This is a genomic window from Microcoleus sp. S36b_A4 (assembly GCF_036700645.1).
Classification (GTDB): domain Bacteria; phylum Cyanobacteriota; class Cyanobacteriia; order Cyanobacteriales; family Microcoleaceae; genus Microcoleus.
The window spans coordinates 1-26,050 of record NZ_JAUBPI010000091.1 but is presented as its reverse complement, the minus strand read 5'-3'; the positions used below and the strand labels follow the sequence as shown (position 1 = coordinate 26,050).

Below are 26,050 nucleotides of genomic sequence, written 5' to 3'. Positions count from 1 at the left end.
CGAGGTTATTGGGGAGTTGAAAACAAGGTTCATTATGTGCGGGATGTAACTCAAGGTGAAGATGCTTCTCGTATAAGGACAAAACCTTTAGTTCAAATTTGGGCAGCCGCTCGAAATTTTGCACTCAACATATACCGCGATTATGGATTTGATAATATGGCTCAAGCCCAACGTCTGGCGGGATTTGGCCTTAAACTAATTAAGGAGTTGTTTAGAATGAAATAGCCCTGGGTGCAAGATATAAGTTAAATCAACTTGTAGATTGCGTTTTTTTCCGACCATGCCCGATGCCCGTAAATGATTTATAAGCAATTAAGCAGACTTGATATCCTTGTTTATTTCAGGGCGATACAAACTTCGAGGCAAAAAGTTAATGTTAGGGGGTCTGGGCTTTCGGTTCGCAATCGATCGATCTCAGCTCGATCGCAGCCGCGAGATTCCATAAAATCGAGCATCCAGTTAGTTATTGTCGGGAGATCGATGTATTTTGCTCCGAGACAAACAGGGCAAATTTCTGGGCTGAGGGTACCGGTGCCGCCGCATTCGGGGCAATCCCAGTGGGTTGTTACAGGATCGGGGGTAGTTAGGATGTTGTTCATGCTGGGAAAAAGTACGCGCGGCGTAGCGATCCCGTAGGGAATCGCACCTACTCGTTAACTCTAGCAAAAATGCCGATCGCCCTGACTTCTTCCAGTCTTTACACTAAGCGAGCTAGTGATTAAGATTGACAAAAATACAAAAGGGGTGGCTATGTTCGATCGCACTCAATGGTTTTTGGCTGGTATGTCGATCGCACTTTCGGTTCAGTTAAGTCAGCCAGTGGCAGCAGCCGTGTCAGTTGGTAAAACCGTACAAATAGCACAAACTAACAGTAGCGAGGCTGCTCAAAAAGTGCATTTTGAAGCAGAGGAACTCTACAAACAAGGAACGGCGGAAGCCAAAAGAAGTGCGATCGTCAAGTTTGAACAAGCATTAAAGCTGTATCGAGAAGCGGGCAATCGCTCTCGGGAAGCTGTCACCCTCAACAACATTGGTCAAGCCTACTCAGAATTGGGAGAAAAACAGAGAGCGCTAGAGTATTACCACCAATCCTTACCTCTGGGTCGAGCTATCGGTGAGCGCTTATTAGAAGCTAACACCCTCACTGGTATGGGCCTAGTCTATTCAGATTTGGGAGAAAAACAGAAAGCACTAGAGCATTACAACCAGGCGCTTTCCCTGTATCGAGCTCTCGGTGATCGCTCTGGGGAAGCTGGCACATTCAACAACATTGGTCTTGTCTACAATGCTTCGGGAGAAAAACAGAAAGCACTAGAGTATTACAGCCAATCGCTTCCCCTGTTTCGAGCAATAGGCAATCGCTTTGGAGAAGCTGCCACCCTCAACAATATAGGTCAAGTTTATGCAGATTTAGGAGAAAAACAGAAAGCACTAGAGTATTACAACCAGTCGCTTCCTCTTATTAGGGCTCTGGGCAATCGGTTTGTGGAAGCTATGATCATCGGCAACATCGGCGAGGCCTACTCACAATTGGGAGAAAAACAGAAAGCACTAGAGTATTACAGCCAGTCGCTTTCTCTGAGTAGGGTTCTGGGTAATCGGTTTGTGGAAGCTATGACCCTCAACAACAGCGGCAGGATCTATGCAGAATTGGGAGAAAAACAGAAAGCACTAGAGTATTACAGCCAGTCGCTTCCTCTGTTTCGAGCAGTAAGCCATCGCGGCGGGGAAGTTACTACCCTCAACAACATCGGCAATGTCTACTCCGAGTTAGGAGAAAAACAGAAAGCGCTAGATTATTACAGCCAAGCGCTTCCTCTAAGTCGCGCGGTAGGTGATCGCGTTCGAGAAGCTTCTACCCTTTACAACATAGCTGAGGTCAAACGCCACCAAAACAATCTTACCGAAGCCGTCAATGACATTGAATCCTCACTCAAAATCATCGAAAACCTCCGCGCCCAAATTACTAGCCCAGAACTTCGCACCTCATACTTGTCCCAACTACAAAATTATTACAAGTTCTACATAGACCTGTTAATGCAACTGCACCAAGCTAATCCTAACTCGGGTTATGATATCAAAGCATCAGAAGCCAGGAAACGCGCTATAAACCCCTAAAAAGCAACGCATCGCCGTAGAAAAATGATCGTTCGAGCATCTCGGTAACATCCCCTTCTTGCGTTGTGAGCGACACTCCGCCACTTGGCGGAATGTCAAAACATCCGATCGAGCAGTTCAGTGACCTCGAACTGCTCGCGTCCCCGGTTGTCGGCCCTGACTTCTTCCTGCCTTTACACTAAGCGAGCTAGTGAGTAAAATCGACAAAAATACAAAAAGGGTGGTTATGCTCGATCGCACTCAATGGTTTTTGGCTGGTATGTCGATCGCGCTTTCGGTTCAGCTAAGTCAGCCAGTTGCAGCAGCCGTGCCCGTTGGTAAAGTCGTACAAACAGCACAAACTAACAGTAGCGACGCTGCTGAAAAAGCTTTCAAAGAAGGAGTACAACTCTACAATCAAGGAACGGCCCAAGCAAAAAGAAGTGCGATCGTCAAATTTGAAATAGCATTAAAATTGTATCGGGAAGCGGGCGATCGCCGAGGGGAAGCTACCACCCTCACCGGCATCGGCAGAGTCTACTCAGAATTGGGAGAAAAACAAAAAGCGCTAGAGTATTACAGCCAGTCGCTTCCCCTGACACGGGCAACCGGCGATCACCGTGAGGAAGCTGTCACCCTCACCAACATTGGCAATGTCTACTCAGAATTGGGAGAAAAACAGAAAGCGCTAGAGTATTACAGTCAGTCACTTCCTTTATTTCGGGCTGTAGGCAATCGCCGTGGGGAAGCTCTCACCCTCAACAACATAGGCACTGTCTACTCAAATTTAGGAGAAAAACAGAAAGCGCTAGAGTATTACAGCCAGTCACTTCCCCTATTTCGGGCAGTAGGGAATCGCGGGGAGGAAGCTCTCACCCTCAACAACATCGGCACTGTCTACGATGATTTGGGAGAAAAACAGAAAGCGCTAGAGTATTACACCCAGTCCCTGACACTGAGACGGGCAACAGGCGATCGCGATGGGGAAGCTGGCAGCCTCAACAACATCGGCGGTATTTACTCAGAATTGGGAGAAAAACAGAAAGCGCTAGAGTATTACAGCCAGTCGCTTCCCCTGACGCGGGCAGTAGGGAATCGCGGGGGGGAAGCTACCACCCTCAACAACATCGGCAATGTCTACGATGATTTGGGAGAAAAACAGAAAGCGCTAGAGTATTACACCCAGTCCCTGACACTAAGACGGGCAATAGGCGATCGCCGTGGGGAAGCTATCACCCTCAACAACATCGGCAGTGTCTACGCAGATTTGGGAGAGAAACAGAAAACGCTAGAGTATTTGGGTCAGTCGCTTCCCCTAATTCGGGCAGTAGGTGATCGCAGTGGGGAAGCTCGCACCCTCGGCAATATCGGCTTAGTCTACTCAGAATTGGGAGAAAAACAGAAAGCGCTAGAGTATTACAGCCAGTCGCTTCCCCTGAGTCGGGCAGTAGGCGATCGCAGTGGGGAAGCTCGCACCCTAAACAACATCGGCTTAGCCTACTCAGAATTGGGAGAACAACAGAAAGCGCTAGAGTATTACAGCCAGTCGCTTCCCCTATTTCGGGCAGTAGGCGATCGCGGTGGGGAAGCTAACACCCTCGGCAATATCGGCGGTGTCTACTCAGATTTGGGAGAAAAACAGAAAGCGCTAGAGTATTACAGCCAGTCGCTTCCCCTGAGACGGGCCGTAGGTGATCGCGGTGGGGAAGCTCTCACCCTTTACAACATAGCTTCTGTCAAACGCGACCAAAATAATCTTACCGAAGGCCTCAATCACATTGAATCCTCTCTCAAAATTATCGAAAACCTCCGCACCAAAATAGCCAGCCCTGAACTCCGCAGCTCATACTTTGCCACAGTACAAAACTACTACGAACTCTACATCGATTTGTTAATGCAACTGCATAAAACTAATCCTAAATCCGGTTATGATACAAAAGCCTTAGAAGCCAGCGAACGTTCGAGGGCCCGCAGCCTCCTCGAACTTCTCCAAGAAAGTAACGCCAACATTCGGGAAGGCATTGACCCCAATTTACTGCAACAAGAAAAGAGCTTGCAACAGCAACTCGAAGCCATTGAAAAGCAGCGCATTGAAACAATCAGCCTCCCCAACCCCAATCAAACTAAAATCGCTGAAATCGACAAACAGCGCCTCGCACTTTTGGAACAATATCAACAAATTCAAACAAAGATTCGTAGCGCCAGCCCCCGCTACGCTGCCCTCACCCAACCCCAACCTTTAACACTCCCAGAAATTCAGCAACAGGTTCTCGATGAAAACACGATTTTATTGCAGTATTCCCTCGGCAAAAACCGCAGTTATTTGTGGGTTGTGACCTCAACAGGACTAACCAGCTATGAATTGCCAAAACAGGTTGACATTGAAACAGCAGCTAAAGACTTCCTAGAGACAATAACTAGCCCAATCCAGAGAGAGATTCCCCAACAAGTTGCCCAATCGAGTGCCAATCTGGGTCAAGTAATTTTACAGCCCGCAGCAGCCCAATTAAGAAACAAACGCTTATTAATTGTTCCCGACGGCGTTCTGCACTATACCCCTTTTCAAGCTTTAACCATTCCCCAAACCGCCGGACAAAACACCAATGTTCCCTTAATTGCCGAACATGAGATTATCACTCTGCCTTCTGCCTCAAGTCTCGCTATTCTCAGGCAAAATTACGGAGATAGAAAACCGCCTGGCCGAACTTTAGCAATTTTAGCAGATCCTGTTTTCAGTCCAGATGATGAAAGAGTCAAAGGAAAAATCACCCAAGCAACAACAGAAAAATTAGAAGCAAATAACCTCGGTTTAAATCAATCGCTTCGTGCTTCTAATCGGCAATGGCCGCCCGAACGCCTCGCATTTACCCGCCAAGAAGCCCAAACAATATCCAGCTTATTCCCCTCAGCTTCTAGCAGTCAAATACTTGATTTTGATGCCAGTCGCACTACGGCTACCGACGGCAGTTTAGCTAATTATCAAATCGTTCACTTTGCCACCCACGGCCTTGCCAACAGCAAAAATCCCGAACTGTCAGGAATTGTGATGTCGATGGTAGATGACAAGGGCAATCTTGTCAATGGTTTTTTGCGCCTCACCGATATTTTTAACTTGAAACTGGCAGCAAATTTAGTGGTTTTAAGTGCTTGTCAATCGGGAATGGGACAGAATGTTAAAGGCGAAGGAATGGTGGGATTAACAAGGGGTTTTATGTATGCAGGGGCGCAGCGGGTGGCGGTGAGTTTGTGGAATGTGGATGATGAGGGAACTTCTGTGTTAATGCAAAAGTTTTATCAGAAAATGGTGCAACAAAAGTTAGCACCGGCGGCAGCTTTGAGGGCGGCGCAGATTGAAATGATGCAGCAGGAAGAATGGAAATCTCCCTATTATTGGGCGGCTTTTACCCTTCAGGGCGAGTGGAAATGATATAATAGTTAAAGGTTCTCAGAGGTAAACCCCATGAAAATTACTCTCAAGCCTGAGCAGCAAAAATTCATAGAAGCACAAGTTACAAGTGGCAGATATCCTTCGGCGGAGGAGGTAATCGCAGCGGCATTAGAACTTTTAGCGGACAACAGCGAGCCCAAAGAGAGCAACAGCTATCACAAATGGGTAGAAAAAACGCGACCAAAAGTATCAACAGGAATAGCTCAACTCGATCGCGGTGAAGGGATTGATGGAGAAATAGTCATAGCCAGATTACAGGAAAAATTTCGGAAAATGCGGGAGAACTAAAGATGAGTCGCTACATTGTTTCTCCAGAAGCGAGGATCGATTTAGATGAAATTTCGGATTAGTTGGCAGCTAGAAATATTGAATCTGGAGAACAGTTTGTCGAGGAGTTCAATCGAAAGTGTCGCAATTTAATTAACTTTCCTAATATGGGTCGTAGTTACGAGAAACTAGCTGCTTCTGTGCGGGGGCTTCCTCTCATGGATTACATTATTCTTTATCGGGCGATAGACAGTGGAATTGAAATTATCAGGGTGGTGAGGGGAGAACGGGATTTACCGTCGCTATTTTCTGATGAGGATGAGTGATCTCATTGGTGTCAACTTAACGTAAAACCTAGTCACAGACTGCTTTTGACTATTAAACTTAGATCCCCCCTAGCCCCCCTTAAAAAGGGGGGGACAAGATTCTTCTCAAAGTCCCCCTTCTTAAGGGGGATTTATACCAATTTTTTATGAGGTTGCATAGAATCCGATCCCCCCTAGCCCCCCTTAAAAAGGGGGGGACAAGATTCTTCTCAAAATCCCCCTTCTTAAGGGGGATTTAGGGGAATCTAGACTAAGCTAAAAGCGAGATTGATCAAGGGTTTGAGTCTTAAGTTGACACCTATGGGCACTGCCGTGTCCTCTATATCATTCCGATGCAACCGGAAACGATATGACTAACGGTTAAAGTGTTTGCCAAATGTAAGGTGCGCTTAGGAACGGGCATCTTGCCCGTTCCACAAAGAATGAGTTTTTTTGTGGGGTGGGCCGGAGAGCCCGCCCATAAAAGGGTTTATCGCCCGCTAGCTAAAGCCTCCCGCAATTTCCGGTCCCGCGATTTGTCCCGAAGTTCGGGAGTCGCCATCCGCAACACAAAATCCAGCAACCAAGGCGCAATTCGGTGACACCAAACTGCTAGATGACTTTGCCATCCTACCAAGATTTCCGGCGCATCTTTCTGCAATCCTGCGACAAGTGCTAGGGCAACTTTTTCGGGAGTTGTGGGCACTACCCAGCGGAATTGCTCCAAGTCTCGCACCATGTCGGTATCTGTTAGAGATGGCAGCAAAGCTGTGACTCGAACATTGTACTGAGTTAACTCACTACGCAAAGCTTGGGTGAATCCCAAAATGGCAAACTTGGTAGCAGAATAAGTTGCCATTGTGGGAGCGGCAATTTTGCCCATTAAGCTGGAAACATTGACGATTGTTCCCTCTTTTTGAGTCGCCATTCGCCGAGCTATCAAGCGGGTAATTGTGTAGGTTCCGAGCAAGTTTAAGGCGATTTCTTCCTCGATTAATGGCAGCGGGGAACGCAAGAAAGATGCTTGGTGCGCGACGCCTGCACAGTTGACTAGCAGGTGAATCGGGCCGCAATCTCGCCAAGCTTGGGCGATCGCAATATTCACCGCAACTGACTGAGTTAAATCCAAAGCTAACGGCACTACTTCTGTGCCCAAAACATCGATTTCCTCTGCCAGTTCAATTAATTGCCGGCGGTTGCGCGCCACAATCAACAAACGTTTGACTCCTTGTCTCGCTAATTCCAGGGCGATCGATCGCCCAATTCCGCGCGAAGCTCCTGTAACAAGAGCTGTTTTTCCTTGAAGTTGCATAGATTAAACCTTTTGGTAGATGCTCACCGCGGCACGGAGTTATGAGTTGTGAGTTGTGAATTATTAGTTATGAGTTGAATGTTTTGGCGGTAACAACTCATAATTCATAATTGTTGAAAAGGCTATCTTGTTTCGATAGACCTCATTTACTTGTGGGGTTAACTCAAAACTAAAAACTTTTGAATCGCTAACGTGCGCGTGAGCTGAACTAAACTTTTGGTTTGCCAGAAATCAGTTAATTATCTGGTCTTTTAACCTCATGCCAGCAGACAAAGCTGAGATGGGCAAACCTAGTCAGAAATCCTTGCCAAGCGGGCTTTATTACCGCTTTTATTCAGTTCGCGGAGGCGGACTTAGCCTGTGTAGCCGCGAATAAACTGGCCGGGGATTGGTGATCCGCGAATTTGTCATTTACCGGGGTTGGAGAACCCCTCTTTCTTCAGTCCGTGAAGGCGGATTTTGCCTGTGTAGCGGCGAGTAAAGTGGCCGGGAATATTCGCCGGGATTGGTTATTCGCCAGGGCTTAATTACCCCTCTTTTTTTAGTCCGCAGAGGCAGACGATATCCTGTGCAACCGCGACTTACAATCGCCGGGGATTCGTGCGAATTGGCACAGGATAATTGAGCAATGCAGATTATCAATTCCACACCTCCTAGATATGAGAATTTCCTATCTACACACACCTTAACAACTTGACAGAGAAGCGGCAACAATTTTTAATAAATCTTCCGCAACACTTCTTTACAATTTTCTCAGACTGCCGATTTCCAAGTGCCGTGAAAGCCCAAAGGTATGACACCGGGCAATTCTAGCTTGCAAACAGGTTCGCGATCAAGCCCTTCGCTGTCAAATATCCAGACTTCGCTGCTGTCAGAATTGCCGTCATAAATAACTGTTACTATCCAACCTCTTTCCGAGGAAATATCTGGAACGTAGATGGGCTCAGCAGGATAGCGATTTTCGCCACAGTCGGCAATTGTGAGATTGCGGCTTTGCGTGTCGAAACTGGCGATCGCACCGTAACGTTCCGGTACAATATCAACGTCAGGCCGATACATTGCCAGATAGATATATCGTGAGTCTTGCCCTATTTCGGCAGCAGGTACGATCGGAAACTCACAAGGTTTATCCAACAATTCTTCTATTCCTGTCACTTTCGCCGTCAGAGGATTGAGATGCACTCGGCAAAGAGTACCCTCCGCATCGGTGCTAGTTTCACCAGTCGGTACTTCTTTCAGTCGCTGATTAGTTTGAAAGTCAGCGAAGCGCACAAAATCTACCGCCACCGAACCATCTTCCTTCACAAAACCGTTAGCAAAATGCCACTGGAACCAAGGTTCTGTTTCGCCGCGACTAACTAAAGAGAGAGTTTCTGAGTCAAAAACTAATATCTGAGTACCTAACTCCGGTTTCCACTTAAAGGACTCGCTATAACTGCTAATTCCTGTTAACAATGGCAAAAAATTGACTTGCACCGGCGGGATAAAAAATATCAGATACTTTTCCGCAAAAACAAAATCGTGGAGCGCGTAAATTCCATCTAAAGCAACTGTTGATTGTTGCACGATTTTTCCAGTAAAATCGCTTTTATACAGATTCAACTTTGTAGTCGCACCGTTGGTAATTCCAAAGTTGAAAATATTGCCAGTAATCGGGTCGCGCTTGCAGTGAGCAGAATAAACAAATTTACTATCTAAACTGCCTAAATCGTCGGTTCCCTGAGTTTCCAGGGTTTGCAAATCGAGGCGGTGAGGCGGGCCACCTTCCCACAATGCCAAAAGGCGATCGGGCAAAGCTAAAACAGAAGTATTGGCAGCATTTTTAACTGTTTTAGTCCACCGCAACCACACAGGGCCCGGTGCTGTCATGCCATAATTACTGTAGAGAAATTTATCAGCTTTTTCTTCAGCTAGATATCCCTCTGTTTTCACGTAGCGATAAACAGCCGTAGCACCGACATCGGTAAAATGTACTGCCAAAATTGCACCGTCGCCATCAAACCAGTGTCCCGCAGCAACACCGCCGCGTTCCAAACGTCCGGGCCCGTTGCGATAGAGAGTGCCGCGCAATCCTGCGGGAATTTTACCGCTTTTAACGGATAACTGAGTCAGCGGAAATTCCGCAGCCGGACGGGCTAAAGCTTGAGCCCAGGATTTTTTAGCTGAGATTTTAGTGTCTGTTTTCATTTGAAACTGGCAATTTTCAACTGATATTGCAGAAATTTTCCTTTACAATTATAGCAAAAATCATCTATAACAGTGTTCGCGTGATCCATTCATCAAGGAATTAACAATTCCTCAATCCCCCAATCCCCTAATCTAAAATCTAAAATCTAAAATCTCAACCTGTACCTCACTTAATCGAACAAGGGTATAACACCTATGACTCTCCGCCGCCGTGCTCTGCTGACAACTTTTGGGCTGACTGCTGTTGGTACTCAGCTTTTGCCGTTAGCGAAGCCCTCGAATAGGATCGCGCAAACCAACCTATCTCCCAAAAATGCGATCGTGAAGCCGCGCCGCCTGCAAGTTGGCGATACTGTAGCTTTAATCAATCCTGCCGCTTTCAACTACGAAAAAGAAGTGCAGCCATTTTTTAAAGTTATGGAAAAGCTGGGTTTAAAAGTTAAATTGGGAGAGCATTTTTACGATCGCTACGGCTATTTAGCCGGCAAGGATGCCGATCGCGCCGCCGATGTCAACGCAGCCTTTGCCGATGACTCAGTGCGAGCTATTTTTACCGGGATGGGCGGCTGGGGCTGTGCTCGGATATTGCCCCTCCTAGATTACAATATTATCGGCAACAATCACAAAATTATTATGGGATTTAGCGATATTACGGCGCTGTTATTGGCGATTTATGCTAAAACTAATAGAGTTACTTTTCACGGCCCTTTAGGTGCGTCAACTTGGAGCCCCTTTACAGTAGATTACGTCAAAAAAGTTTTGTTTGACGGAAGTTCTGTGACGATGCAAAACTCCAAAAGTGTGCAAGTTCAAACAATCGGGCGTGGCACAGCTAGGGGCACACTAATCGGCGGCAATTTATCAGTAATCGCAGCAATGGTGGGTTCTGCATATTTACCGCAGTGGGAAAATAGTATTTTGTTTGTCGAGGAAGTTGGCGAAGAAGTTTATCGCATCGATAGAATGTTGACGCAGCTTAAATTAGCGGGCATTCTTGATAAAATATCAGGTTTTATTTTCGGACAGTGTACCAAGTGCGAAGCTGAAAAACCCCAAGAGTCCCTAACCTTACCTCAAGTCTTGTCCGACCACATTCGCCCTTTGAAGATTCCCGCGTGGTATGGTTCAATGGTCGGACACATCCGGGAACAGTTCACTTTGCCGATCGGTCAAGAAGTCGAAATCGACGCTGACTCTGGTACAATTAAATTGTTAGAATCTGCTGTCAGCTAAATCTTAAACTCTTCTGGATATTCGCTCGGCTCTTCCTCCGGTTCTGCATAACCGCGCAGAGCCTGGTAATGAAAAAATTAAACATACAATTAGAACGATCGTGAAAAACCGACAATTCATCAAACCGCTAGCAGCAATTATCTTAGCAATAATTTGCCTGTTGCCGCTTAATGCCTGTGCAGCAGCAGAAGCAAGTAAAACCGCCAACAGCGACACCATTTATCAGCAGCGAACAGTCCACAATCCCGACGGAATTGGCAAATTTTACATGGATCGAGAAATTGCCCAAGTCATGGGATATCAAGGCGCTAGTTGGCTAGAAAGACCGTCTCGCGGCATGGAAGAAAAATCAGCTCGATTAGTCAACAATCTCGATTTAAAACCAACCGATATTGTAGCAGACATTGGAGCGGGAACGGGATATTTTAGCTTTCGCATCGCTCCCTTAGTTCCAGAAGGAAAGGTTTTAGCAGTTGACGTGCAGCCGGAAATGATTAATTTTATTAAATTGAATAAACAAGAAAAAAATATCGCTAACGTTGAGCCAGTTTTGGGCAGTATCGACAATCCGAATTTACCGGAAAACAGCGTAGATTTAGTTGTGATGGTGGATGCTTATCACGAGTTTGCATACCCCAGAGAAATGATGCAAGGAATTGTGAAAGCGCTCAAACCGGGAGGCCGCACGGTATCGATCGAGTATCGCGGCGAAAACCCGTTGATTCCCATTAAAGGTTTGCACAAAATGACGCAGAAGCAGGTGAAAAAAGAAATGGCCGCCGTCGGTTTAGTATGGAAAGAGACAAAAGATATGTTGCCCCAGCAGCATTTGATGGTGTTTGAGAAAAAATCTCAAATTTAGCAGCCAAATAGAGCGATTATCTACCATTTTTACTGAGTTTTGTCAAGGTACAAAAGACGTATTTTTGAGGCGCGCAGGCGCTTGGTCAAAAATTCTAAGCCTTAAGTAACCATTAAGAGAGACATTTTACTAAAAATACCATTTACAATTAAAAATTGATAACCCAGAGGCGCTTCCTTCATTTTTCAAGCGAAGAAGTGTCGCTATTAAGAAGTACCAGCGTGAACATTCCAAGTTCCATCCTCACCATGCTCGCCGGCATCGGAGTGACTCTGATCAGTCTCTGGTACGGGCAGAATCACGGTTTGATGCCGATCGCCGCCTCTGACGAAGCATCCGACATAGACGCACTTTTCAATACAATGATGACCATTTCCACTGGACTATTTATCATGGTCCAGGGAATTCTCATCGTTGCTGCAATTAAATATCGCCGCCGTCAAGGAGACAACACAGACGGGCCGCCTTGGCATGACAACTTTCCCTTAGAAATTCTTTGGACAGCCGTGCCAGCGGTGATTATTTTAGGAATCGGAGTCTACAGTTTTGAGATTTACAACTCAATGGGAGGCCTCGATCCGATGGGCAATCATGACCACGGCACGATGCAAGCGCACTCTAAAATGCGGGGAAGTGCGATCGCAGCCACACTCTCAGATACACCCCAAAACGCCCCTCAAATTCCGTCTAGAAAACTTGTTGCTCTAGGCGTCGGCGCTTCCCCAGAAAATGAAGACAAACCAGCAGACTTAGTTGTAAATGTCACAGGTTTGCAGTACGCCTGGATTTTTAGCTATCCAGAAAGCGGCGTTAGTTCTGGCGAACTGCATATGCCAGCAAACCGCGACGTACAGCTAAATATCTCAGCTCAAGACGTGCTGCACGCATTTTGGCTGCCGGAATTTCGCCTCAAACAAGATGCAATTCCCGGTCGGCCGAGCGAACTGAGATTTACACCAACTAAAACCGGCGAATACCGGGTTGTTTGTGCTGAATTGTGCGGCGCTTATCACGGAGCGATGAAAGCTGTAGCAGTCGTTCACACGCCCGAAGAATTTGACACTTGGCTGCAAAGCCAGCAAGTTGCTAGCAGTCAAAACTTAGAGCAAGCAGTTGCAGTCAATCCTGGGGAATTGTCAGACGGAGAATTTTTGGCTCCCTACGTCAGGGAAATAAAAATTAATTCCGAAGCCCTAGAACAACTTCACCCAACTCATCACTAAAAATAGTCATTAGTTCTGGCCACTGGGTATTTTATCCTGAGCTAATAACTAATGACTAATAACTAATGACTAATAACTATGACACAAGCACAGTTCCAAGAAAGTGCAAACACTGAGGCTCGCGGAACAGCGCCCGCCGATAGACATTGGCGCGACTACTTCACTTTTAATACCGACCACAAAGTCATCGGTATTCAATACCTGGTAACAACATTTATTTTCTATTTAATCGGCGGCGTGATGGCAACTTTGGTGCGAACAGAACTCGCCACCCCCGACTCCGATTTTGTCACCCCCGAACTCTACAACAGTTTATTTACTGTTCACGCGACGGTGATGATCTTCCTGTGGATCGTACCCGCCGGAGCCGGATTTGCTAACTTTTTGATCCCCTTAATGATTGGGGCAAAAGACATGGCATTTCCCAGGCTAAATGCCGTTGCCTTTTGGATGATTCCCGTAGGCGGCGTGTTGCTGTTGAGCAGTTTTTTGGTAGGAGCTCCGCAAGCGGGTTGGACATCCTATCCGCCTTTGAGCTTAGTTACTGCTCAAGCCGGAGAAGAAATTTGGATTCTCAGCGTTTTGATTCTGGGAACTTCTTCGATTTTGGGGGCGGTAAATTTTGCCATTACCATCTTTACGATGCGCGTTCCCAGCATGGGTCTCAATGATATGCCCTTGTTTTGCTGGGCGATGATTGCGACTTCAGCGTTGACTTTGATTGCTACTCCAGTCTTAGCCGCCGCTTTAATTTTGTTGTCGTTTGACTTGTTAGCAGGAACGGCATTTTTTAACCCGACCGGCAACGGCGATCCCATCGTCTACCAGCATTTATTCTGGTTTTATTCGCACCCGGCAGTTTACATTATGATTATGCCCTTTTTCGGGGTAATTTCAGAAGTTTTGCCGGTGCATTCCCGGAAGCCAATTTTTGGTTATTTGGCGATCGCATATTCTAGTCTCGCCATCAGCTTTTTGGGCTTGATCGTGTGGGCGCACCATATGTTTACCAGTGGCACTCCCGGCTGGCTGCGGATGTTTTTTATGATCACCACTATGATCATCGCCGTACCAACAGGGATTAAAATATTTAGCTGGTTGGCAACTATTTGGGGAGGCAAACTGCGGCTTGTCAGCGCCATGCTATTTGGGATGGGTTTTATCTCAACATTTGTTCTCGGCGGCATCACCGGGATCATGGTAGCTTCCGTACCTTTCGACATTCACGTTCACGACACTTATTTTGTCGTCGCTCACCTACACTACGTGCTGTTTGGCGGCTCAGTGTTTGGCATTTACGCTGCTTTTTACCACTGGTTCCCCAAAATGACGGGGCGGATGATTAATGAATTTTGGGGTAGAGTTCACTTTGTTTTAACCTATGTTGGCTTTACTGTAACTTTCCTGCCGATGCACGCTTTGGGGATGCAAGGAATGCCCCGGCGCGTGGCAATGTACGACCCGAAATTTACCACAATTAATGTGATTTGTACTGTCGGTGCTTATATGCTGGCAGTGTCTACAATCCCGTTTATCATTAATGTGATTTGGAGCTGGAGGTACGGCCCGAAAGCAGGTGACAATCCTTGGCAAGCTTTGAGTTTGGAATGGATGACGACTTCGCCGCCCCCCATCGAAAATTTTGAAGGAGTGCCGGTATTGGCAACGGGGCCTTACGATTACGGCATGGAAAAAATTCAGAATACAGGGGAACGTCTCAGACTCAAGCTGAGGGAAAATGCCACCCGCAACGCCCAGAAAACAGGTATTCCTATTGCGGAGGCTCAAGCTTCAACTTTCTTTGGCGGTACTGCCACTTTGGTAGCTCCTGAATCAGAGATAGATGTTGATTCTCCTGCTGATGAAAGTCAAGATGGCGAATAGTTATTAGTCATCAGGCATTAGTCATTGGGCATTGTTGACGGTTGACGGTTGACTGTTGACTGTTAACTAATGACTGATGACTAATGCCAACTGACAACTGACAACTGACAACTGACAACTGACTTCTTCATTACCAATTTCTTATGCAAATTCCAGCGATCGATCCGACAAAAACAGCCCTAAATTACCACCACGAGGGCGAAGTAGAAGCACACGGCGTCGAGCATCCCGACCACCGAATGTTAGGTGTAATTGTGTTCCTGTGCGCTGAAGGCATGATATTTTTCGGTATGTTTGCCGCGTATTTGATTTATCGGGCGATGGCCCCCGTGTGGCCTCCTGAAGGTACGCCAGGGCGAGAGTTATTGCTGCCGGGAATTAATACGATAATTCTGATTGCTAGCAGTTTTGTAATTCACAATGCTGATACTGCAATCAAAAAGAATGATGCCACCGGAATGCGGAATTGGTTGCTCGTAACTATTGCTATGGGCGCAGTTTTCTTGGCAGGTCAGGTTTACGAATACACTCATTTAGAGTTTGGCTTGACGACTAATTTGTATGCCAGTTGCTTTTACGTTTTGACTGCTTTTCACGGCTTGCACGTTACGTTTGGAGTGCTGTTGATGGCGGGGGTAGTGTGGCGATCGCGCGCGCAAGGTCACTATTCTAGCGAGCACCACTTCGGAATCGAAGCGACTGAGATTTACTGGCACTTTGTCGATGTGATTTGGATTGTTTTGTTTCTGTTACTGTATATTTTGTGATCCCAGAGGCTTTTCAACCTCTGCCACAAGAGGTTTGTATGACCCCCAATTGGGGGTTTTTTTATTGTTTGGAGAGTGCGATCGACTTTCATTCACCCTCTCATATCAAATCCGTTAGCATCGGAATAGTAAATTCGAGTTCACGGTTCACTGTTGACTGTTGGCTGTTCACTGTCAACCGTCAACCGTCAACCGTCAACAGTCAACATCATAAGGAGTGTAACCGGAAATGATATCAAAGCCGATCGCGCTAAACTAAAAGTAGCAATTCTCCTATCCAACAGCATTGAGAAAATTATGCAGTGCGAATTGTGCGATCGACAAATGGAAGCATTAACCGCCCATCACCTCATCCCCAAACAAAACACCAAGCGGAAAAACGAAGATCCCAGCCCGACAATCGACATTTGCTCAGCCTGTCACCGCCAGATTCACTCTCTATTTGACAACAAACACCTCGCCCAAGAGCTCAATACCCTGGAAAAGCTCAAAAATAACCCAGAACTCCAGAAATTTGTCTCTTGGATTAAGAAACAAAAAACCGACAAACGCATTCAAGTACGCGGCAAAAAAGCTCGATCGTAGGGAGCGAGCTCAGATATATAGTCTTGGACGCAGTTACTGTCTGAAACCCGGTTATTCATAAATTTTTCGTTTTTCAAACCAAAATTTTACATAGAAACCCGGTTTGTTTGCGTAAATCCTAGTATAGTGATTTACTTATTGGTAACAAGCTGCCAACTATTATTATGAACCTCACCTCCCTCGAACTCGCAAAAGACCGAGCCCGCATCTTCAAAAACTACCTCCAAATGGAAATAGATGCCCAAGCTAACATAAACAAACTAGCTTTTTTAGACCGGGGCATTGAAAAATCCCTTTACCAACAAGAAATTAAAAACTATCCCGATTATCTCAAACAGAAACCCGACGGCTTAAAAGTAATTAGCTCTCTTCCCGGCCCCAATAATCCCCTCAAACCTACCCCGTTTCCCAGCCTGGGAGAACTACCTCAAATTAACTCTCAAGCTTTAAATTTTTTGCACGCAGATATTAAGGAAGCCTGCGTTTGTATTGGTACTTTTGTAGACGGCAAAATTCAGGCACAGTGGCTGGGAAAAAACGCGCTTACCAATGCTGAACAGTGGAGTGCCACTAAAATTGTCGCACTCCTTAATATCGTCAGTCAAATAAATAGCAAATATCCCGACTGCGACATTGACAACTGCGTTGTTAGAGATGGCAACGGGCTAAGACACGATTTTTACTTTTACGATGTAGCAAAAGACATGATTAGCTATGCCTCAAATATAGCAAGTTCAAACTCCTTAGCTGCAATGTTCAAACGCTTCGATACTCGCATAGGATTAGAGCAATGGCTGAAGAGCGCTACTGGCAATAATGACCTAATTTTTCGCGGCGATTACGGCGAAAATCCTTATCACAACAACCCCAAAATCTTTGATCTCACCAAAAAACAAGTGCTGCTAAGTGCGGCATTAAACAGTACCAAACAAAGTAATACCGTATCTGCTTATGATTTAACCAGGCTGATTTCCATGTTAGGATGGCACTTCCACATCGAACAGCGATCGCGCATGAAAGCATCTCAGTGGAACAGCTTAGAAAGCATTGTCAGAGCAATGGGACATGACAGCGCTCGATATGTAGATGTAGCAATTAAAACTTTGGGGATGGATAGCCTGATCACTTCTCCAGTAATTATCTCAAAATTGGGTTACGGACTCAGCTCGATCAGGGGAACCCTAGAAACAGTTTATGTGGCTTTAGTGCGGTTTGTTGACGAACGGCCGAAGGCGGCGGGAAAGCCGGCCAAACTCAGAACTTTAGCCATGAGTTTGCGGGCAGAAAAACCTGTAGGCGGTTCTACCAGTGTCGATCGCTTGGCGATCGAACTCGACGCCAGATTTTGCGCCGAAGTCACGGAAATTCTCCGCCGATTGTTTGCGGAAGAATTTTAAACGAGGGCGATCGACTAATTAGAAAGTCGGTGAAACTTGCGGTAAAGCATCTTATCTAACGGCTTTCCTCCCCGCAAATGTTGCTCAGTTATTGCCGCAACTTCTTCAGGGCAAACGGCATTGTACCAAACCTCTTCTGGCAGCACCAACACCATCGGCCCGTTGCCGCACTGTCCCAAACAACTGCTAGCAACAACTTCAACTTCTGAGGGCGACAATTTCTGAAAAGCTGCCAGTACCTTTGCTGAATTTTGCTTGCGACAAGTGCGGTTTTGGCAAACAAGAACTTGCCTAGAAGATTCTTTGATTTTCATATTTTTTACTTGACACTCTGCTACATATATGCTATTTTTTTATCATGGCAATAGGTGCGCGCATATATGCCCAAATTTTATGCCCAGATTTTATATATGTCCAGATTTTAAGGTGCGCCGCAGCGCACCCTACGGTTAATCTGGTGACAAACCTTTGGAAGCCAACCATTGTCGATCGAACAAACGCGACTGATACCGAGCCCCGCCGTCGCAGAGTACCGTAACAATCGTATGTCCAGGCCCCATTTGCTTCGCCAAAGCCACAGCCGCCCCCACATTAATCCCCACAGAACCGCCCATAAACAGCCCTTCTTTCCTCAGCAGTTGGTAAATCACGCGGACAGCTTCAGTATCGTCAATTTGAATGGCGTCGTCTACCGGGGCATTCTCCATATTTGCAGTGACGCGAGTGGTGCCAATTCCCTCAGTAATCGAACTACCTTCAGTCTTAATTTCCCCAGTTTTGAAATAACTGTAAAGCCCGCTGCCCATCGGGTCTGCCAACACAATTCTCACAGCAGAATTTTTTTCTTTCAAAAACATTCCTACACCAGCAAAAGTGCCGCCGGTACCAGTAGCTGTTACCCAAGCATCAATTTTACCGTCTGTTTGTTCCCAAATTTCCGGGCCCGTTGTCTCGTAATGAGCTCGGCGATTGGCTAAATTATCAAACTGATTTGCCCAGACTGCATTCTCCATTTCCGCAGCCAATCTGCCCGACAATTTGACATAATTATTCGGGTCTTTGTAAGGAACCGCGGGAACAGTCCGAACTTCAGCGCCCAAGGTTTTCAAAGCATCGATTTTTTCTTGAGATTGGTTATCGGGAATCACAATCATACATTTGTAACCTTTAGCGTTGCAAATGTGAGCCAAACCGATGCCAGTATTGCCCGCAGTGCCTTCAACAACGGTGCCGCCCGGTTTCAGCAAGCCTTTTTCTTCTGCGTCTTTGATGATGTATAAAGCGGCCCTATCTTTAACGGAACCGCCGGGATTGAGAAACTCTGCTTTACCGAGAATTTCGCAGCCTGTTTCATCGCTGAAGCTGTTTAAGCGAATTAGTGGTGTGTTACCGATTGTGCCTACAAAGCCGTTTTTAATATCCATATTTTTTGCGTGTTTACATCCTATTATTAATTTTTACAAGAAGTTGATATTTATTGCTACCACTTTTACCAAATCTTGCTCATATTGAGTACGAATCCCGGCAAAACGGGGTCGCCGCTAACTGTAGCCGGATTCTCTAAACATTCCTCTGGTAAACCAGGACGGTAAATATAAACTCGGCGATTTTTGCGGTCAATTAACCAGCCTAACTGCACTCCTGGTTCTCTCATATATTCTTGCATTTTTTCTTGCAATGGCTTGAGATTGTCAGAAGCCGACCTGAGTTCTACTACAAAATCCGGGCAAATCGGGGCAAATTTTTGCTTTTGTTCTAGTGACAAAGCATTCCATCTTGCCAATTTTATCCAAGCAGCATCCGGCGACTTTTGGGCACCTGTTGACAGAGTAAATCCTGTACTCGAAGTAAACGCTAAACCAGTACCATTTTGTTCTGCCCAAACCCACAGTGGCCCAAATATATTACCTTCTCGGTTTCCCGTCTCCGAACCAGTAGGAGGCATAATTAGCAATTCTCCCGATTTGTTGCGTTCAATTCGTAACTCACTATTGATTTGACAGAACTCGAAAAACTGGTCATCTGTCATTTGCAATTCTGGTGGTATTCGCAACACGATTGTTGATGTCAACATAATTGATTTCCTCGATCGTTGCTCCTATACTAAGCTTACCAAATCTTGCTCATATTGAGTACAAATCCCGGCAAAACGGGGTCGCCGCTAACGGTAGCCGGATTCTCCAAACATTCCTCTGGCAAACCAGGACGGTAAATATAAACGCGGCGATTTTTGCGGTCAATTAACCAGCCTAACTGCACTCCGGGTTCTCTCATATATTCTTGCATTTTTTCTTGCAATGGCTTGAGATTGTCAGAAGCAGACCTGAGTTCTACTACAAAATCAGGGCAAATAGGTGGGAATTTATCTTGCTGTTCTGGTGACAAAGTATTCCACCGTTCCAGTTTAATCCACGAGGCATCTGGAGACCTGTCACCCATTGAAAGCTTAAATCCCGTACTGGAGTCAAAACACATACCTGTTCCATCTTGGCGAGCCCAAATATACAACTCTCCAAAAACGCTACCGCTGCGATTTCCTGTTGTTCCACCAGTAGGGGGCATAATTAGCAATTCTCCCGATTTGTTGCGTTCAATGCGTAATTCACTATTGATTTGACAGAACTCGAAAAACTCGTCTTCTGTCATTTGCAATTTGGGCGGTATTCGCAACACAATTGTTGATGACAGCATTTAGCCTTTCCTCCACTTTAAATTGTTCAGACAAAATTGCACAATTTCTTTGTTTGTAGTTAGGACTTTAGTCCTCAAAAATCCGGATTAAGGACTCAAGTCCTAACTATAAGCTGGTGTGGGATCAATTCCGGTTTATCGGAATGATTAAACCGCAGAGGGCACAGAGGACACAGAGAAAGAGAAGAGAGAGATAATAATTCCGAGGTCAACGGATTTGATATGACGCGCGAATTATAGAGGTAAGGTGCTCTGCGGGCACCTTACATAATTAGGTTCTGCGTCCAGGAATGTTAAACCTATTTATTCGGCTGAGGAGTCATCCGCAAATAAGGCTTAATCGGCGTATAACCTTTAGGAAATTTCTCTTCCAACTCTTTCGGGTCGGTAATCGAAGGTACGATGACGCAATCGTCGCCGTCTTTCCAATCAACCGGAGTCGCAACGCTGTATTTGTCTGTAAGTTGCAAGGAATCAATTACTCGCAAAATTTCATTAAAATTCCGACCCGTGCTCGCCGGATAAGTAATGCTCAAACGCAATTTCTTTTCCGGATCAATCACAAAAACTGTGCGGATTGTTAAGTTGTTCAGCGAGTTGGGATGGATCATGTCGTAAATGTCGGATACTTTACGATCGCCATCTGCTAAAATCGGATAATTGAGGGTGACATTTTGAGTTTCCTCAATATCTTTAATCCAGCCCATGTGAGAATCCACATCATCGACGCTGAGGGCAATGGTTTTGACGCCCCGCTTTTCAAATTCAGACTTTAGACGGGCCACTGCACCGAGTTCTGTGGTGCACACTGGAGTATAGTCTTTCGGGTGGGAAAACAACACGACCCAGCTATCGCCAGCCCAGTCGTAGAAATTGATTTCCCCTTCAGACGAAGCTTGAGTAAAGTTGGGAACTGTATCGCCTAATCGCAGAGTCATAACTGATTTCCTCTAAATTTATTTAAGGACTGCTCCTTATCATGCCATAATTGCCCGGTTTCTCGATCGAGCTGTAAAGGATTCTAAACTTTTGGGTCGATCGATCGGCAATTCCACTACTGTAATGTATGTGTGGCTTATACCGCTAAATTTTCTTGCTATGCTTTACTTTTTGCTTAAGGCAATACAGCCTATTTTAGTCCCGCTGTGTTTTGTGTCCGCTTGGGGCTTAGTTTTTTTGTTGTGTTTGAGTGTCGGGCGTACAGTCACCGACTCCCTGCGTCGAGCTCAGCGGATGCACCAAATCCCTTGTGCTAACTGCGTATTTTTCACCGGTGACTACCACCTCAAGTGTCCCGTTCAGCCTACAATAGCTTTATCTGAAGATGCGATCGACTGTCCTGATTATCGATCGCATTCGGGAATTTACGGTTAAAAAATCCGCTCGACGCTTTACATATTTCTTAACATCTCTGGCTCTTTCAATTAAACTTAAGTTGTGGTAAAGAGATTTTCAGGAGAGGGGAAAGAATGCTAATTCAAAAGCTAAATGCCTGCGAGGAGTTTATTGCTGGCGACGGTACTCAACTGCGAGAATTATTGCATCCAGACAAACAAGCTGTGGATTTGCGTTACAGTTTAGCCCATGCCACTTTGCCAGTGGGGCAAACTTCTGCACTGCACTCCCTGACAACTTCTGAAGTTTATTACATCCTCAGCGGCGTTGGAGAAATGCACATCGACGACGAAAATAAATTCGTGGAAGCCGGAGATGCAGTTTATATTCCCCCAAACGCCAAGCAGTTTATTTACAACTGTGGCACAGAGCCCCTAATATTTATTTGTATCGTCGATCCCGCGTGGCGAAAGGAAGACGAGACAATTTTCCAGTAATTTTCTAGTTTTTATCCTTGTATGCTCGTTACCAGGCTCTGCCCGGTAACGCATATATAGAGGCTCTGCCTTTACTGAGAAAACATCATCAACCGAAAATCTCTTTTAACAACAACAGCACCCAGCCATATGTACCGAGTGATTTCCTCTTTTTTCAACTTCGATGTGGAGTTGCAATAATCCTCGGATTCAGTTGCATTGCTCCCCTCTAATTAGTTGAGGAAGTATCAGCTTTGTTGGTGGGTGCTGCTATTGTTTTTTGATGAGACAGATGTGAGATTAAACAGCGTTTTTACTCCTTAGATTCTATTGTGAACTTCGCTGTGGTATCTAGAGGTTGTATCTGTCAGAGAAGCTTTTTGTTCGCTTCATATTATTAATTTAGCACCTTCTTTTAGAAGCGCAAGTACCTGCAACTAAACTTTACATTTTTAGAAGTAACTGCGGATAATTATGAATTTAAATTAAGCATTGAGCTTTCTAGCTGCTCAGCTAAAATAGTAGAGTTCGGCTGTGCTTGCTGCTGCGAGAAACGGCATAATGTGTGTATGAAAACAACCAAACTCATCAAACTGTGCGCCTTATCGCTCAGTATCTTTCTGCTGTGTAGCAGTGTAGCGGCTGCTCCAACGACGGCGAACCCTCAACCTGGGCAGACTTACACTAACCAAGAGATTCTGCAACAGTTGGTGAAGGCAAAAGTCGTGTATCTGGGTGAAACCCACGATAGCGCGGAAGATCACCAAGCTCAACTGGCGATTATCCGAGAAATGCAGCGACAAAATCGGAAAATTGCGATCGCAATGGAAATGTTTCAGCGTCCCTTTCAAAGTGCGATCGACAACTACTTAGCAGGTAAACTGACTGAAGAGCAATTAGTCGAGCAAACAGAGTACGATCGCAGATGGCGCTTTCCCTGGGAATCTTACGCCCCCATTTTGCGGTTTGCCAAAGAAAATCAACTACCCGTCCTCGCCTTAAATACACCATCCGAAGTAACGAGAAAAGTTGCCACTCAAGGTTTAGAAAGCCTCACAGCCGAGGAAAAAAAGCACATTCCCCCAATATCCGAAATTCGCACCGACAACGCCGAATATCGGCAACTGCTGCTAGAAGTTTACCAGCAACACCAAAAGGCAGCACAGGGAAATAGTACGGCTTTTGAAAGATTTTTGCAAGCCCAAGTTTTGTGGGACGAAACTATGGCGGAAAAAATAGCTGAATTTGTCAAAGCCAACCCCGACTATCAAGTTGTGGTGTTGGCGGGGAAAGGACACATTATTTACGGTTACGGCATTCCCAGTCGCGTCGAGAGGCGTTTAGGAGTCGGGAATGTAAAAATGCGATCTGTTTTACTCAATTCCAGTGACAATCCTGTTTTGTCGGCAGATAGACCCATTGCTGACTTTGTTTGGAATCACTCGAAATAGTACAATTATACGCAAAAACAATAAGCAGGAAAAAAATCAATGACAAACCGACCAAAAATACTGGCATTTGCCGGGAGTACCCGCGAAGGATCATATAACAAACTGCTGGTAAAAGTTGCGGCGGCTGGGGCTAGTGCGGCGGGCGCAGAAGTTACTTATGTAGATTTGCGCGATTTGCCGCTGCCGCTATTTGACGAAGATTTAGAAGCAAAAGAGGGAATGCCAGAAAATGCTCGCCAATTGAAGGAATTGATGGTAGCGCATGACGGGTTTTTGATAGCTTCCCCTGAGTATAACAGTTCAATTACGCCTGTGTTGAAAAATGCGATCGATTGGGTATCGCGCCCAGCACCTGGTGAACCGGGATTGGTGGCATTTACTGGCAAAGTAGCGGTAATTATGAGTGCTTCCCCAGGCGGAATGGGCGGTTTGCGGGGATTGGTGCATTTGCGATCGATCCTGGGGAATATTAACGTATTGGTACTCCCCGATCAGAAAGCAATTCCCCAAGCTTTTGAAGCATTTAATACTGACGGTACGATGAAAGATCCCAAACAGCAGGACGCTGTTGAAAATCTCGGTGCTAAGTTGTCTAATGTGCTGTCGAAATTAATCGCCTGAAGCAATAAATTCATTTTGCAGTAGGGACACAGCAATGTTGTGTCCCTAATCCTAGTATCTGTTATTTTGCTGGCTGCATCAAGTGCGATTCATAGAATAAAAGCCTTGAAACGGCATTGTTAAAATGCCCAAAATCCGACTAATTTCATTAATAAAAAAGTCTCGCTTGTCAATGAAAATTGTGCTGTTACTCAATTTAAGAAACTTCCAATCAATACCCGTAGTAACAGCCCCATAAATGCTTTCAATTTGCTCTCCGCTGCGCTGATTAAATAATTGGGCGGCTACCATTTCTGCAATACACGGGCCTAAACCGGATTTAATACTTTCATTCTTAGCCTCTGTGAGAGTAATTACGGGGGCGCGAATTTCATAGGAATCCTTCGATGCAGTGAGAATATAATCGCAATACCCGTTTAAGCCCGCTTCTACATCTACATTGAATTCTGAACCAGAGAAAAAACCAACTTGAAAATTAAATTGCCGCCTGACTTCCAATAATATTGGAGCAATAATTAATTCAGCGCGAGCCTTTTCTGTATTAATTGCAGTAGCTAAAGACAGGTTTTCAGTTAAAGTAGTTTGCAAATAGGAACTTGGCTGTACCTCTGGGATATCACTAAACAAATCTAAAGGTTCTTCTACGGTTAAATTAAAAGATTCTCTAACTTTCGCTAAAGTTGTAAAGTCGCTGTATGCCACAGGTTAACCTCCTTGCTCGATTTTGGCGATCGCATTCTGAAATTGCTACAATTATAATTGATTGCCTGTTATTCTCACCCCTAAATTAACATGACATTCACCGGAGATCCCGACTCAGCACCTGCTTTGCCCACAGCAGCAGAAGCAGCGGTTGCCAAAACCAGTAGCCGCGCTTTAGAATCGCACTTGCAAAATCATCCGTCTGGCGAATCCCTCAAATTGATATTAAACGAAAAAGAGGGAAAGACAATTGACATACCTGCAGCAGCATTGCCACTGCTGTTAGCAATTTTGCAACAAACAAGCAGCGGCAATACTGTCAAGCTAACTCCCATTACTAAAGAACTTCATATTTATCAAGCAGCAGACATTCTGGGAGTTTCAGATAAATATATGCGGGAGTTGCTGGATGCGGGAAAAATCCCTTACAAGACAGTCAGGAACAGTCGCAGGATACGTTACGAAGATTTAATGGACTATAAAAAACAAAGTTACGAAGAAAGTAGTAAAATTATGGATATGCTTGTAGATGAATCAGAAGCACTCGGTTTGTACCCTTAAAACATGGCAATTTTAACTGTTGTTTATGATGCTAATGTTTTGTATTCGGCATCTCTTCGTGACTTATTTGTAGAGTTGGCAACTACCGACATAGTTGAGGCACGTTGGACTGAAGAAATTCACGACGAGTGGATGAGAAATGTACTTATAAACCGTCCCGATATAAGATTTGAACAGCTTGCTCGAACCAAAAGATTAATGAATGCAAGTGTTGAAAATTGCTTGGTGCAAGGCTATGAGACAATTATACAAGAGTTAGAACTTCCCGATCCGGGCGATCGTCATGTCCTAGCTGCTGCAATTCACTCTCGTTCTAAGTTTATTATTACTTTCAATCTCAGAGATTTTCCTGAAGAAGCTCTTGCACCTTACGACATTTTAGCGCAGCATCCAGATGATTTTATTTTAGACTTGCTTGACCTCAACTGGCAAACAGTATGCAAAGCAGCCGAGAAACAAAGAATCAGGCTCAAAAATCCGCCAAAAACGCCTGACGAGTATTTACAAACGCTGGTAGAATTGGGACTGCCGCTGTCAGCAAATCGGATGCGAGAATTGTGCTATCGAGATTAGGAATGAAAAATAAATAAGTTGATTAGTTATCGGTTATAATGAAAAAAGTGTGAGATTACAATTTTTACCAAAA

27 protein-coding genes are annotated in these 26,050 nt (G+C 45.3%); 18 read left to right on the top strand and 9 right to left on the bottom strand.

Annotated features, from left to right (window positions below; genetic code table 11):
- The coding region (locus tag QUA03_RS23145; protein ID WP_445304867.1) for a transposase at positions 1 to 225 on the top strand (225 nt) is incomplete at its 5' end.
- 110 nt (positions 226 to 335) lie between these two features.
- On the opposite strand, the gene QUA03_RS23140 is transcribed toward QUA03_RS23145, so the two are convergent.
- A complete protein-coding gene (locus QUA03_RS23140; RefSeq protein WP_333215324.1) occupies positions 336 to 599 on the bottom strand; it encodes a hypothetical protein in 264 nt (87 codons plus the stop codon).
- A 115-nt stretch (positions 600 to 714) separates the two neighbouring features.
- Between QUA03_RS23140 and QUA03_RS23135 the strand changes: the two genes are divergently transcribed.
- The 4 genes from QUA03_RS23135 (at position 715) to QUA03_RS23120 (ending at position 6,138) form a co-directional block, all read left to right on the top strand.
- Positions 715 to 2,118, top strand: a complete 1,404-nt coding sequence (locus QUA03_RS23135; protein WP_333215322.1) for a tetratricopeptide repeat protein — start codon at positions 715 to 717, stop codon at positions 2,116 to 2,118.
- A gap of 259 nt (positions 2,119 to 2,377) precedes the next feature.
- Positions 2,378 to 5,524 carry a CHAT domain-containing tetratricopeptide repeat protein gene (locus QUA03_RS23130; protein WP_445304868.1) on the top strand — a complete coding sequence of 1,049 codons (3,147 nt, stop codon included), beginning with the start codon at positions 2,378 to 2,380 and terminating at the stop codon, positions 5,522 to 5,524.
- A gap of 33 nt (positions 5,525 to 5,557) precedes the next feature.
- Positions 5,558 to 5,833, top strand: coding sequence for a type II toxin-antitoxin system ParD family antitoxin (locus QUA03_RS23125; RefSeq protein WP_333215320.1), 276 nt, complete (start codon positions 5,558 to 5,560; stop codon positions 5,831 to 5,833).
- Positions 5,834 to 5,895: 62 nt separating this feature from the next.
- Positions 5,896 to 6,138 carry a type II toxin-antitoxin system RelE/ParE family toxin gene (locus QUA03_RS23120; protein WP_333215318.1) on the top strand — a complete coding sequence of 81 codons (243 nt, stop codon included), beginning with the start codon at positions 5,896 to 5,898 and terminating at the stop codon, positions 6,136 to 6,138.
- Positions 6,139 to 6,607: 469 nt separating this feature from the next.
- On the opposite strand, the gene QUA03_RS23115 is transcribed toward QUA03_RS23120, so the two are convergent.
- Together QUA03_RS23115 and QUA03_RS23110 are read right to left on the bottom strand one after the other, a co-directional pair.
- Positions 6,608 to 7,429 (bottom strand): SDR family NAD(P)-dependent oxidoreductase, encoded by an 822-nt coding sequence (locus QUA03_RS23115; RefSeq protein WP_333215316.1) that lies wholly within the window; start codon positions 7,427 to 7,429, stop codon positions 6,608 to 6,610.
- Between the two features lie 753 nt (positions 7,430 to 8,182).
- The gene (locus QUA03_RS23110) at positions 8,183 to 9,616 is read right to left on the bottom strand and encodes a carotenoid oxygenase family protein (protein WP_333215313.1); all 1,434 of its coding nucleotides are present in this window, start codon (positions 9,614 to 9,616) and stop codon (positions 8,183 to 8,185) included.
- A gap of 195 nt (positions 9,617 to 9,811) precedes the next feature.
- On the opposite strand from QUA03_RS23110, the gene QUA03_RS23105 reads away from it, so the two are divergent.
- The 7 genes from QUA03_RS23105 (at position 9,812) to QUA03_RS23075 (ending at position 17,567) form a co-directional block, all read left to right on the top strand.
- A complete protein-coding gene (locus QUA03_RS23105; protein ID WP_333215311.1) occupies positions 9,812 to 10,849 on the top strand; it encodes an LD-carboxypeptidase in 1,038 nt (345 codons plus the stop codon).
- Positions 10,850 to 10,946: 97 nt separating this feature from the next.
- Positions 10,947 to 11,711, top strand: coding sequence for a class I SAM-dependent methyltransferase (locus QUA03_RS23100; protein WP_333215326.1), 765 nt, complete (start codon positions 10,947 to 10,949; stop codon positions 11,709 to 11,711).
- 221 nt (positions 11,712 to 11,932) lie between these two features.
- A complete protein-coding gene (locus QUA03_RS23095; protein WP_333167591.1) occupies positions 11,933 to 12,934 on the top strand; it encodes a cytochrome c oxidase subunit II in 1,002 nt (333 codons plus the stop codon).
- Between the two features lie 78 nt (positions 12,935 to 13,012).
- On the top strand, positions 13,013 to 14,818 hold the full coding sequence (gene ctaD, locus QUA03_RS23090) for a cytochrome c oxidase subunit I (RefSeq protein ID WP_333201323.1): 1,806 nt from the start codon (positions 13,013 to 13,015) through the stop codon (positions 14,816 to 14,818).
- Positions 14,819 to 14,961: 143 nt separating this feature from the next.
- Positions 14,962 to 15,585, top strand: a complete 624-nt coding sequence (locus QUA03_RS23085) for a heme-copper oxidase subunit III (protein ID WP_333215309.1) — start codon at positions 14,962 to 14,964, stop codon at positions 15,583 to 15,585.
- A 153-nt stretch (positions 15,586 to 15,738) separates the two neighbouring features.
- Complete coding sequence (locus QUA03_RS23080) at positions 15,739 to 16,170, top strand: HNH endonuclease (RefSeq protein WP_333215307.1); 432 nt, start codon at positions 15,739 to 15,741, stop codon at positions 16,168 to 16,170.
- Positions 16,171 to 16,334: 164 nt separating this feature from the next.
- On the top strand, positions 16,335 to 17,567 hold the full coding sequence (locus QUA03_RS23075) for a hypothetical protein (RefSeq protein ID WP_333215305.1): 1,233 nt from the start codon (positions 16,335 to 16,337) through the stop codon (positions 17,565 to 17,567).
- 14 nt (positions 17,568 to 17,581) lie between these two features.
- Here QUA03_RS23075 and QUA03_RS23070 read toward each other — a convergent pair whose 3' ends face one another.
- The 5 genes from QUA03_RS23070 to QUA03_RS23050 form a co-directional block, all read right to left on the bottom strand.
- Positions 17,582 to 17,881 (bottom strand): (2Fe-2S) ferredoxin domain-containing protein, encoded by a 300-nt coding sequence (locus tag QUA03_RS23070; RefSeq protein ID WP_333215303.1) that lies wholly within the window; start codon positions 17,879 to 17,881, stop codon positions 17,582 to 17,584.
- Between the two features lie 135 nt (positions 17,882 to 18,016).
- On the bottom strand, positions 18,017 to 18,991 hold the full coding sequence (locus QUA03_RS23065; protein ID WP_333215301.1) for a cysteine synthase A: 975 nt from the start codon (positions 18,989 to 18,991) through the stop codon (positions 18,017 to 18,019).
- Positions 18,992 to 19,056: 65 nt separating this feature from the next.
- Complete coding sequence (locus QUA03_RS23060; RefSeq protein WP_333215299.1) at positions 19,057 to 19,641, bottom strand: Uma2 family endonuclease; 585 nt, start codon at positions 19,639 to 19,641, stop codon at positions 19,057 to 19,059.
- A gap of 35 nt (positions 19,642 to 19,676) precedes the next feature.
- Positions 19,677 to 20,258: a Uma2 family endonuclease gene (locus QUA03_RS23055; RefSeq protein WP_333206102.1), complete on the bottom strand. Its 582-nt coding sequence runs from the start codon at positions 20,256 to 20,258 to the stop codon at positions 19,677 to 19,679.
- A 299-nt stretch (positions 20,259 to 20,557) separates the two neighbouring features.
- Positions 20,558 to 21,196 (bottom strand): peroxiredoxin, encoded by a 639-nt coding sequence (locus QUA03_RS23050; protein WP_006632618.1) that lies wholly within the window; start codon positions 21,194 to 21,196, stop codon positions 20,558 to 20,560.
- A gap of 160 nt (positions 21,197 to 21,356) precedes the next feature.
- Here QUA03_RS23050 and QUA03_RS23045 point away from each other — a divergent pair, with 160 nt between their 5' ends.
- The 4 genes from QUA03_RS23045 (at position 21,357) to QUA03_RS23030 (ending at position 24,141) form a co-directional block, all read left to right on the top strand.
- Positions 21,357 to 21,632 (top strand): hypothetical protein, encoded by a 276-nt coding sequence (locus tag QUA03_RS23045; RefSeq protein WP_333215297.1) that lies wholly within the window; start codon positions 21,357 to 21,359, stop codon positions 21,630 to 21,632.
- 95 nt (positions 21,633 to 21,727) lie between these two features.
- Positions 21,728 to 22,090 carry a cupin domain-containing protein gene (locus QUA03_RS23040; RefSeq protein WP_333215295.1) on the top strand — a complete coding sequence of 121 codons (363 nt, stop codon included), beginning with the start codon at positions 21,728 to 21,730 and terminating at the stop codon, positions 22,088 to 22,090.
- Positions 22,091 to 22,638: 548 nt separating this feature from the next.
- On the top strand, positions 22,639 to 23,520 hold the full coding sequence (locus tag QUA03_RS23035; RefSeq protein WP_333215293.1) for a ChaN family lipoprotein: 882 nt from the start codon (positions 22,639 to 22,641) through the stop codon (positions 23,518 to 23,520).
- Between the two features lie 39 nt (positions 23,521 to 23,559).
- Complete coding sequence (locus tag QUA03_RS23030) at positions 23,560 to 24,141, top strand: NAD(P)H-dependent oxidoreductase (RefSeq protein ID WP_333215291.1); 582 nt, start codon at positions 23,560 to 23,562, stop codon at positions 24,139 to 24,141.
- A gap of 78 nt (positions 24,142 to 24,219) precedes the next feature.
- Here the strand turns inward: QUA03_RS23030 and QUA03_RS23025 are convergent, their stop codons facing one another.
- Positions 24,220 to 24,843, bottom strand: a complete 624-nt coding sequence (locus QUA03_RS23025) for a hypothetical protein (RefSeq protein WP_333215289.1) — start codon at positions 24,841 to 24,843, stop codon at positions 24,220 to 24,222.
- A gap of 90 nt (positions 24,844 to 24,933) precedes the next feature.
- Between QUA03_RS23025 and QUA03_RS23020 the strand changes: the two genes are divergently transcribed.
- Both QUA03_RS23020 and QUA03_RS23015 read left to right on the top strand, forming a co-directional pair.
- Positions 24,934 to 25,404 (top strand): helix-turn-helix domain-containing protein, encoded by a 471-nt coding sequence (locus QUA03_RS23020; RefSeq protein WP_333215287.1) that lies wholly within the window; start codon positions 24,934 to 24,936, stop codon positions 25,402 to 25,404.
- 3 nt (positions 25,405 to 25,407) lie between these two features.
- On the top strand, positions 25,408 to 25,977 hold the full coding sequence (locus QUA03_RS23015; RefSeq protein WP_333215285.1) for a PIN domain-containing protein: 570 nt from the start codon (positions 25,408 to 25,410) through the stop codon (positions 25,975 to 25,977).
- Positions 25,978 to 26,050 lie beyond the last annotated feature (73 nt).

Coding starts and splice junctions, on each gene's coding strand:
- QUA03_RS23140 (WP_333215324.1), bottom strand. CDS start 599: ATGAACAACATCCTAACTACCCCCGATCCTGTAACAACCCACTGGGAT.
- QUA03_RS23130 (WP_445304868.1), top strand. CDS start 2,378: ATGTCGATCGCGCTTTCGGTTCAGCTAAGTCAGCCAGTTGCAGCAGCC.
- QUA03_RS23125 (WP_333215320.1), top strand. CDS start 5,558: ATGAAAATTACTCTCAAGCCTGAGCAGCAAAAATTCATAGAAGCACAA.
- QUA03_RS23115 (WP_333215316.1), bottom strand. CDS start 7,429: ATGCAACTTCAAGGAAAAACAGCTCTTGTTACAGGAGCTTCGCGCGGA.
- QUA03_RS23110 (WP_333215313.1), bottom strand. CDS start 9,616: ATGAAAACAGACACTAAAATCTCAGCTAAAAAATCCTGGGCTCAAGCT.
- QUA03_RS23105 (WP_333215311.1), top strand. CDS start 9,812: ATGACTCTCCGCCGCCGTGCTCTGCTGACAACTTTTGGGCTGACTGCT.
- ctaD (WP_333201323.1), top strand. CDS start 13,013: ATGACACAAGCACAGTTCCAAGAAAGTGCAAACACTGAGGCTCGCGGA.
- QUA03_RS23085 (WP_333215309.1), top strand. CDS start 14,962: ATGCAAATTCCAGCGATCGATCCGACAAAAACAGCCCTAAATTACCAC.
- QUA03_RS23075 (WP_333215305.1), top strand. CDS start 16,335: ATGAACCTCACCTCCCTCGAACTCGCAAAAGACCGAGCCCGCATCTTC.
- QUA03_RS23070 (WP_333215303.1), bottom strand. CDS start 17,881: ATGAAAATCAAAGAATCTTCTAGGCAAGTTCTTGTTTGCCAAAACCGC.
- QUA03_RS23065 (WP_333215301.1), bottom strand. CDS start 18,991: ATGGATATTAAAAACGGCTTTGTAGGCACAATCGGTAACACACCACTA.
- QUA03_RS23060 (WP_333215299.1), bottom strand. CDS start 19,641: ATGTTGACATCAACAATCGTGTTGCGAATACCACCAGAATTGCAAATG.
- QUA03_RS23055 (WP_333206102.1), bottom strand. CDS start 20,258: ATGCTGTCATCAACAATTGTGTTGCGAATACCGCCCAAATTGCAAATG.
- QUA03_RS23050 (WP_006632618.1), bottom strand. CDS start 21,196: ATGACTCTGCGATTAGGCGATACAGTTCCCAACTTTACTCAAGCTTCG.
- QUA03_RS23045 (WP_333215297.1), top strand. CDS start 21,357: ATGCTTTACTTTTTGCTTAAGGCAATACAGCCTATTTTAGTCCCGCTG.
- QUA03_RS23040 (WP_333215295.1), top strand. CDS start 21,728: ATGCTAATTCAAAAGCTAAATGCCTGCGAGGAGTTTATTGCTGGCGAC.
- QUA03_RS23035 (WP_333215293.1), top strand. CDS start 22,639: ATGAAAACAACCAAACTCATCAAACTGTGCGCCTTATCGCTCAGTATC.
- QUA03_RS23030 (WP_333215291.1), top strand. CDS start 23,560: ATGACAAACCGACCAAAAATACTGGCATTTGCCGGGAGTACCCGCGAA.
- QUA03_RS23020 (WP_333215287.1), top strand. CDS start 24,934: ATGACATTCACCGGAGATCCCGACTCAGCACCTGCTTTGCCCACAGCA.
- QUA03_RS23015 (WP_333215285.1), top strand. CDS start 25,408: ATGGCAATTTTAACTGTTGTTTATGATGCTAATGTTTTGTATTCGGCA.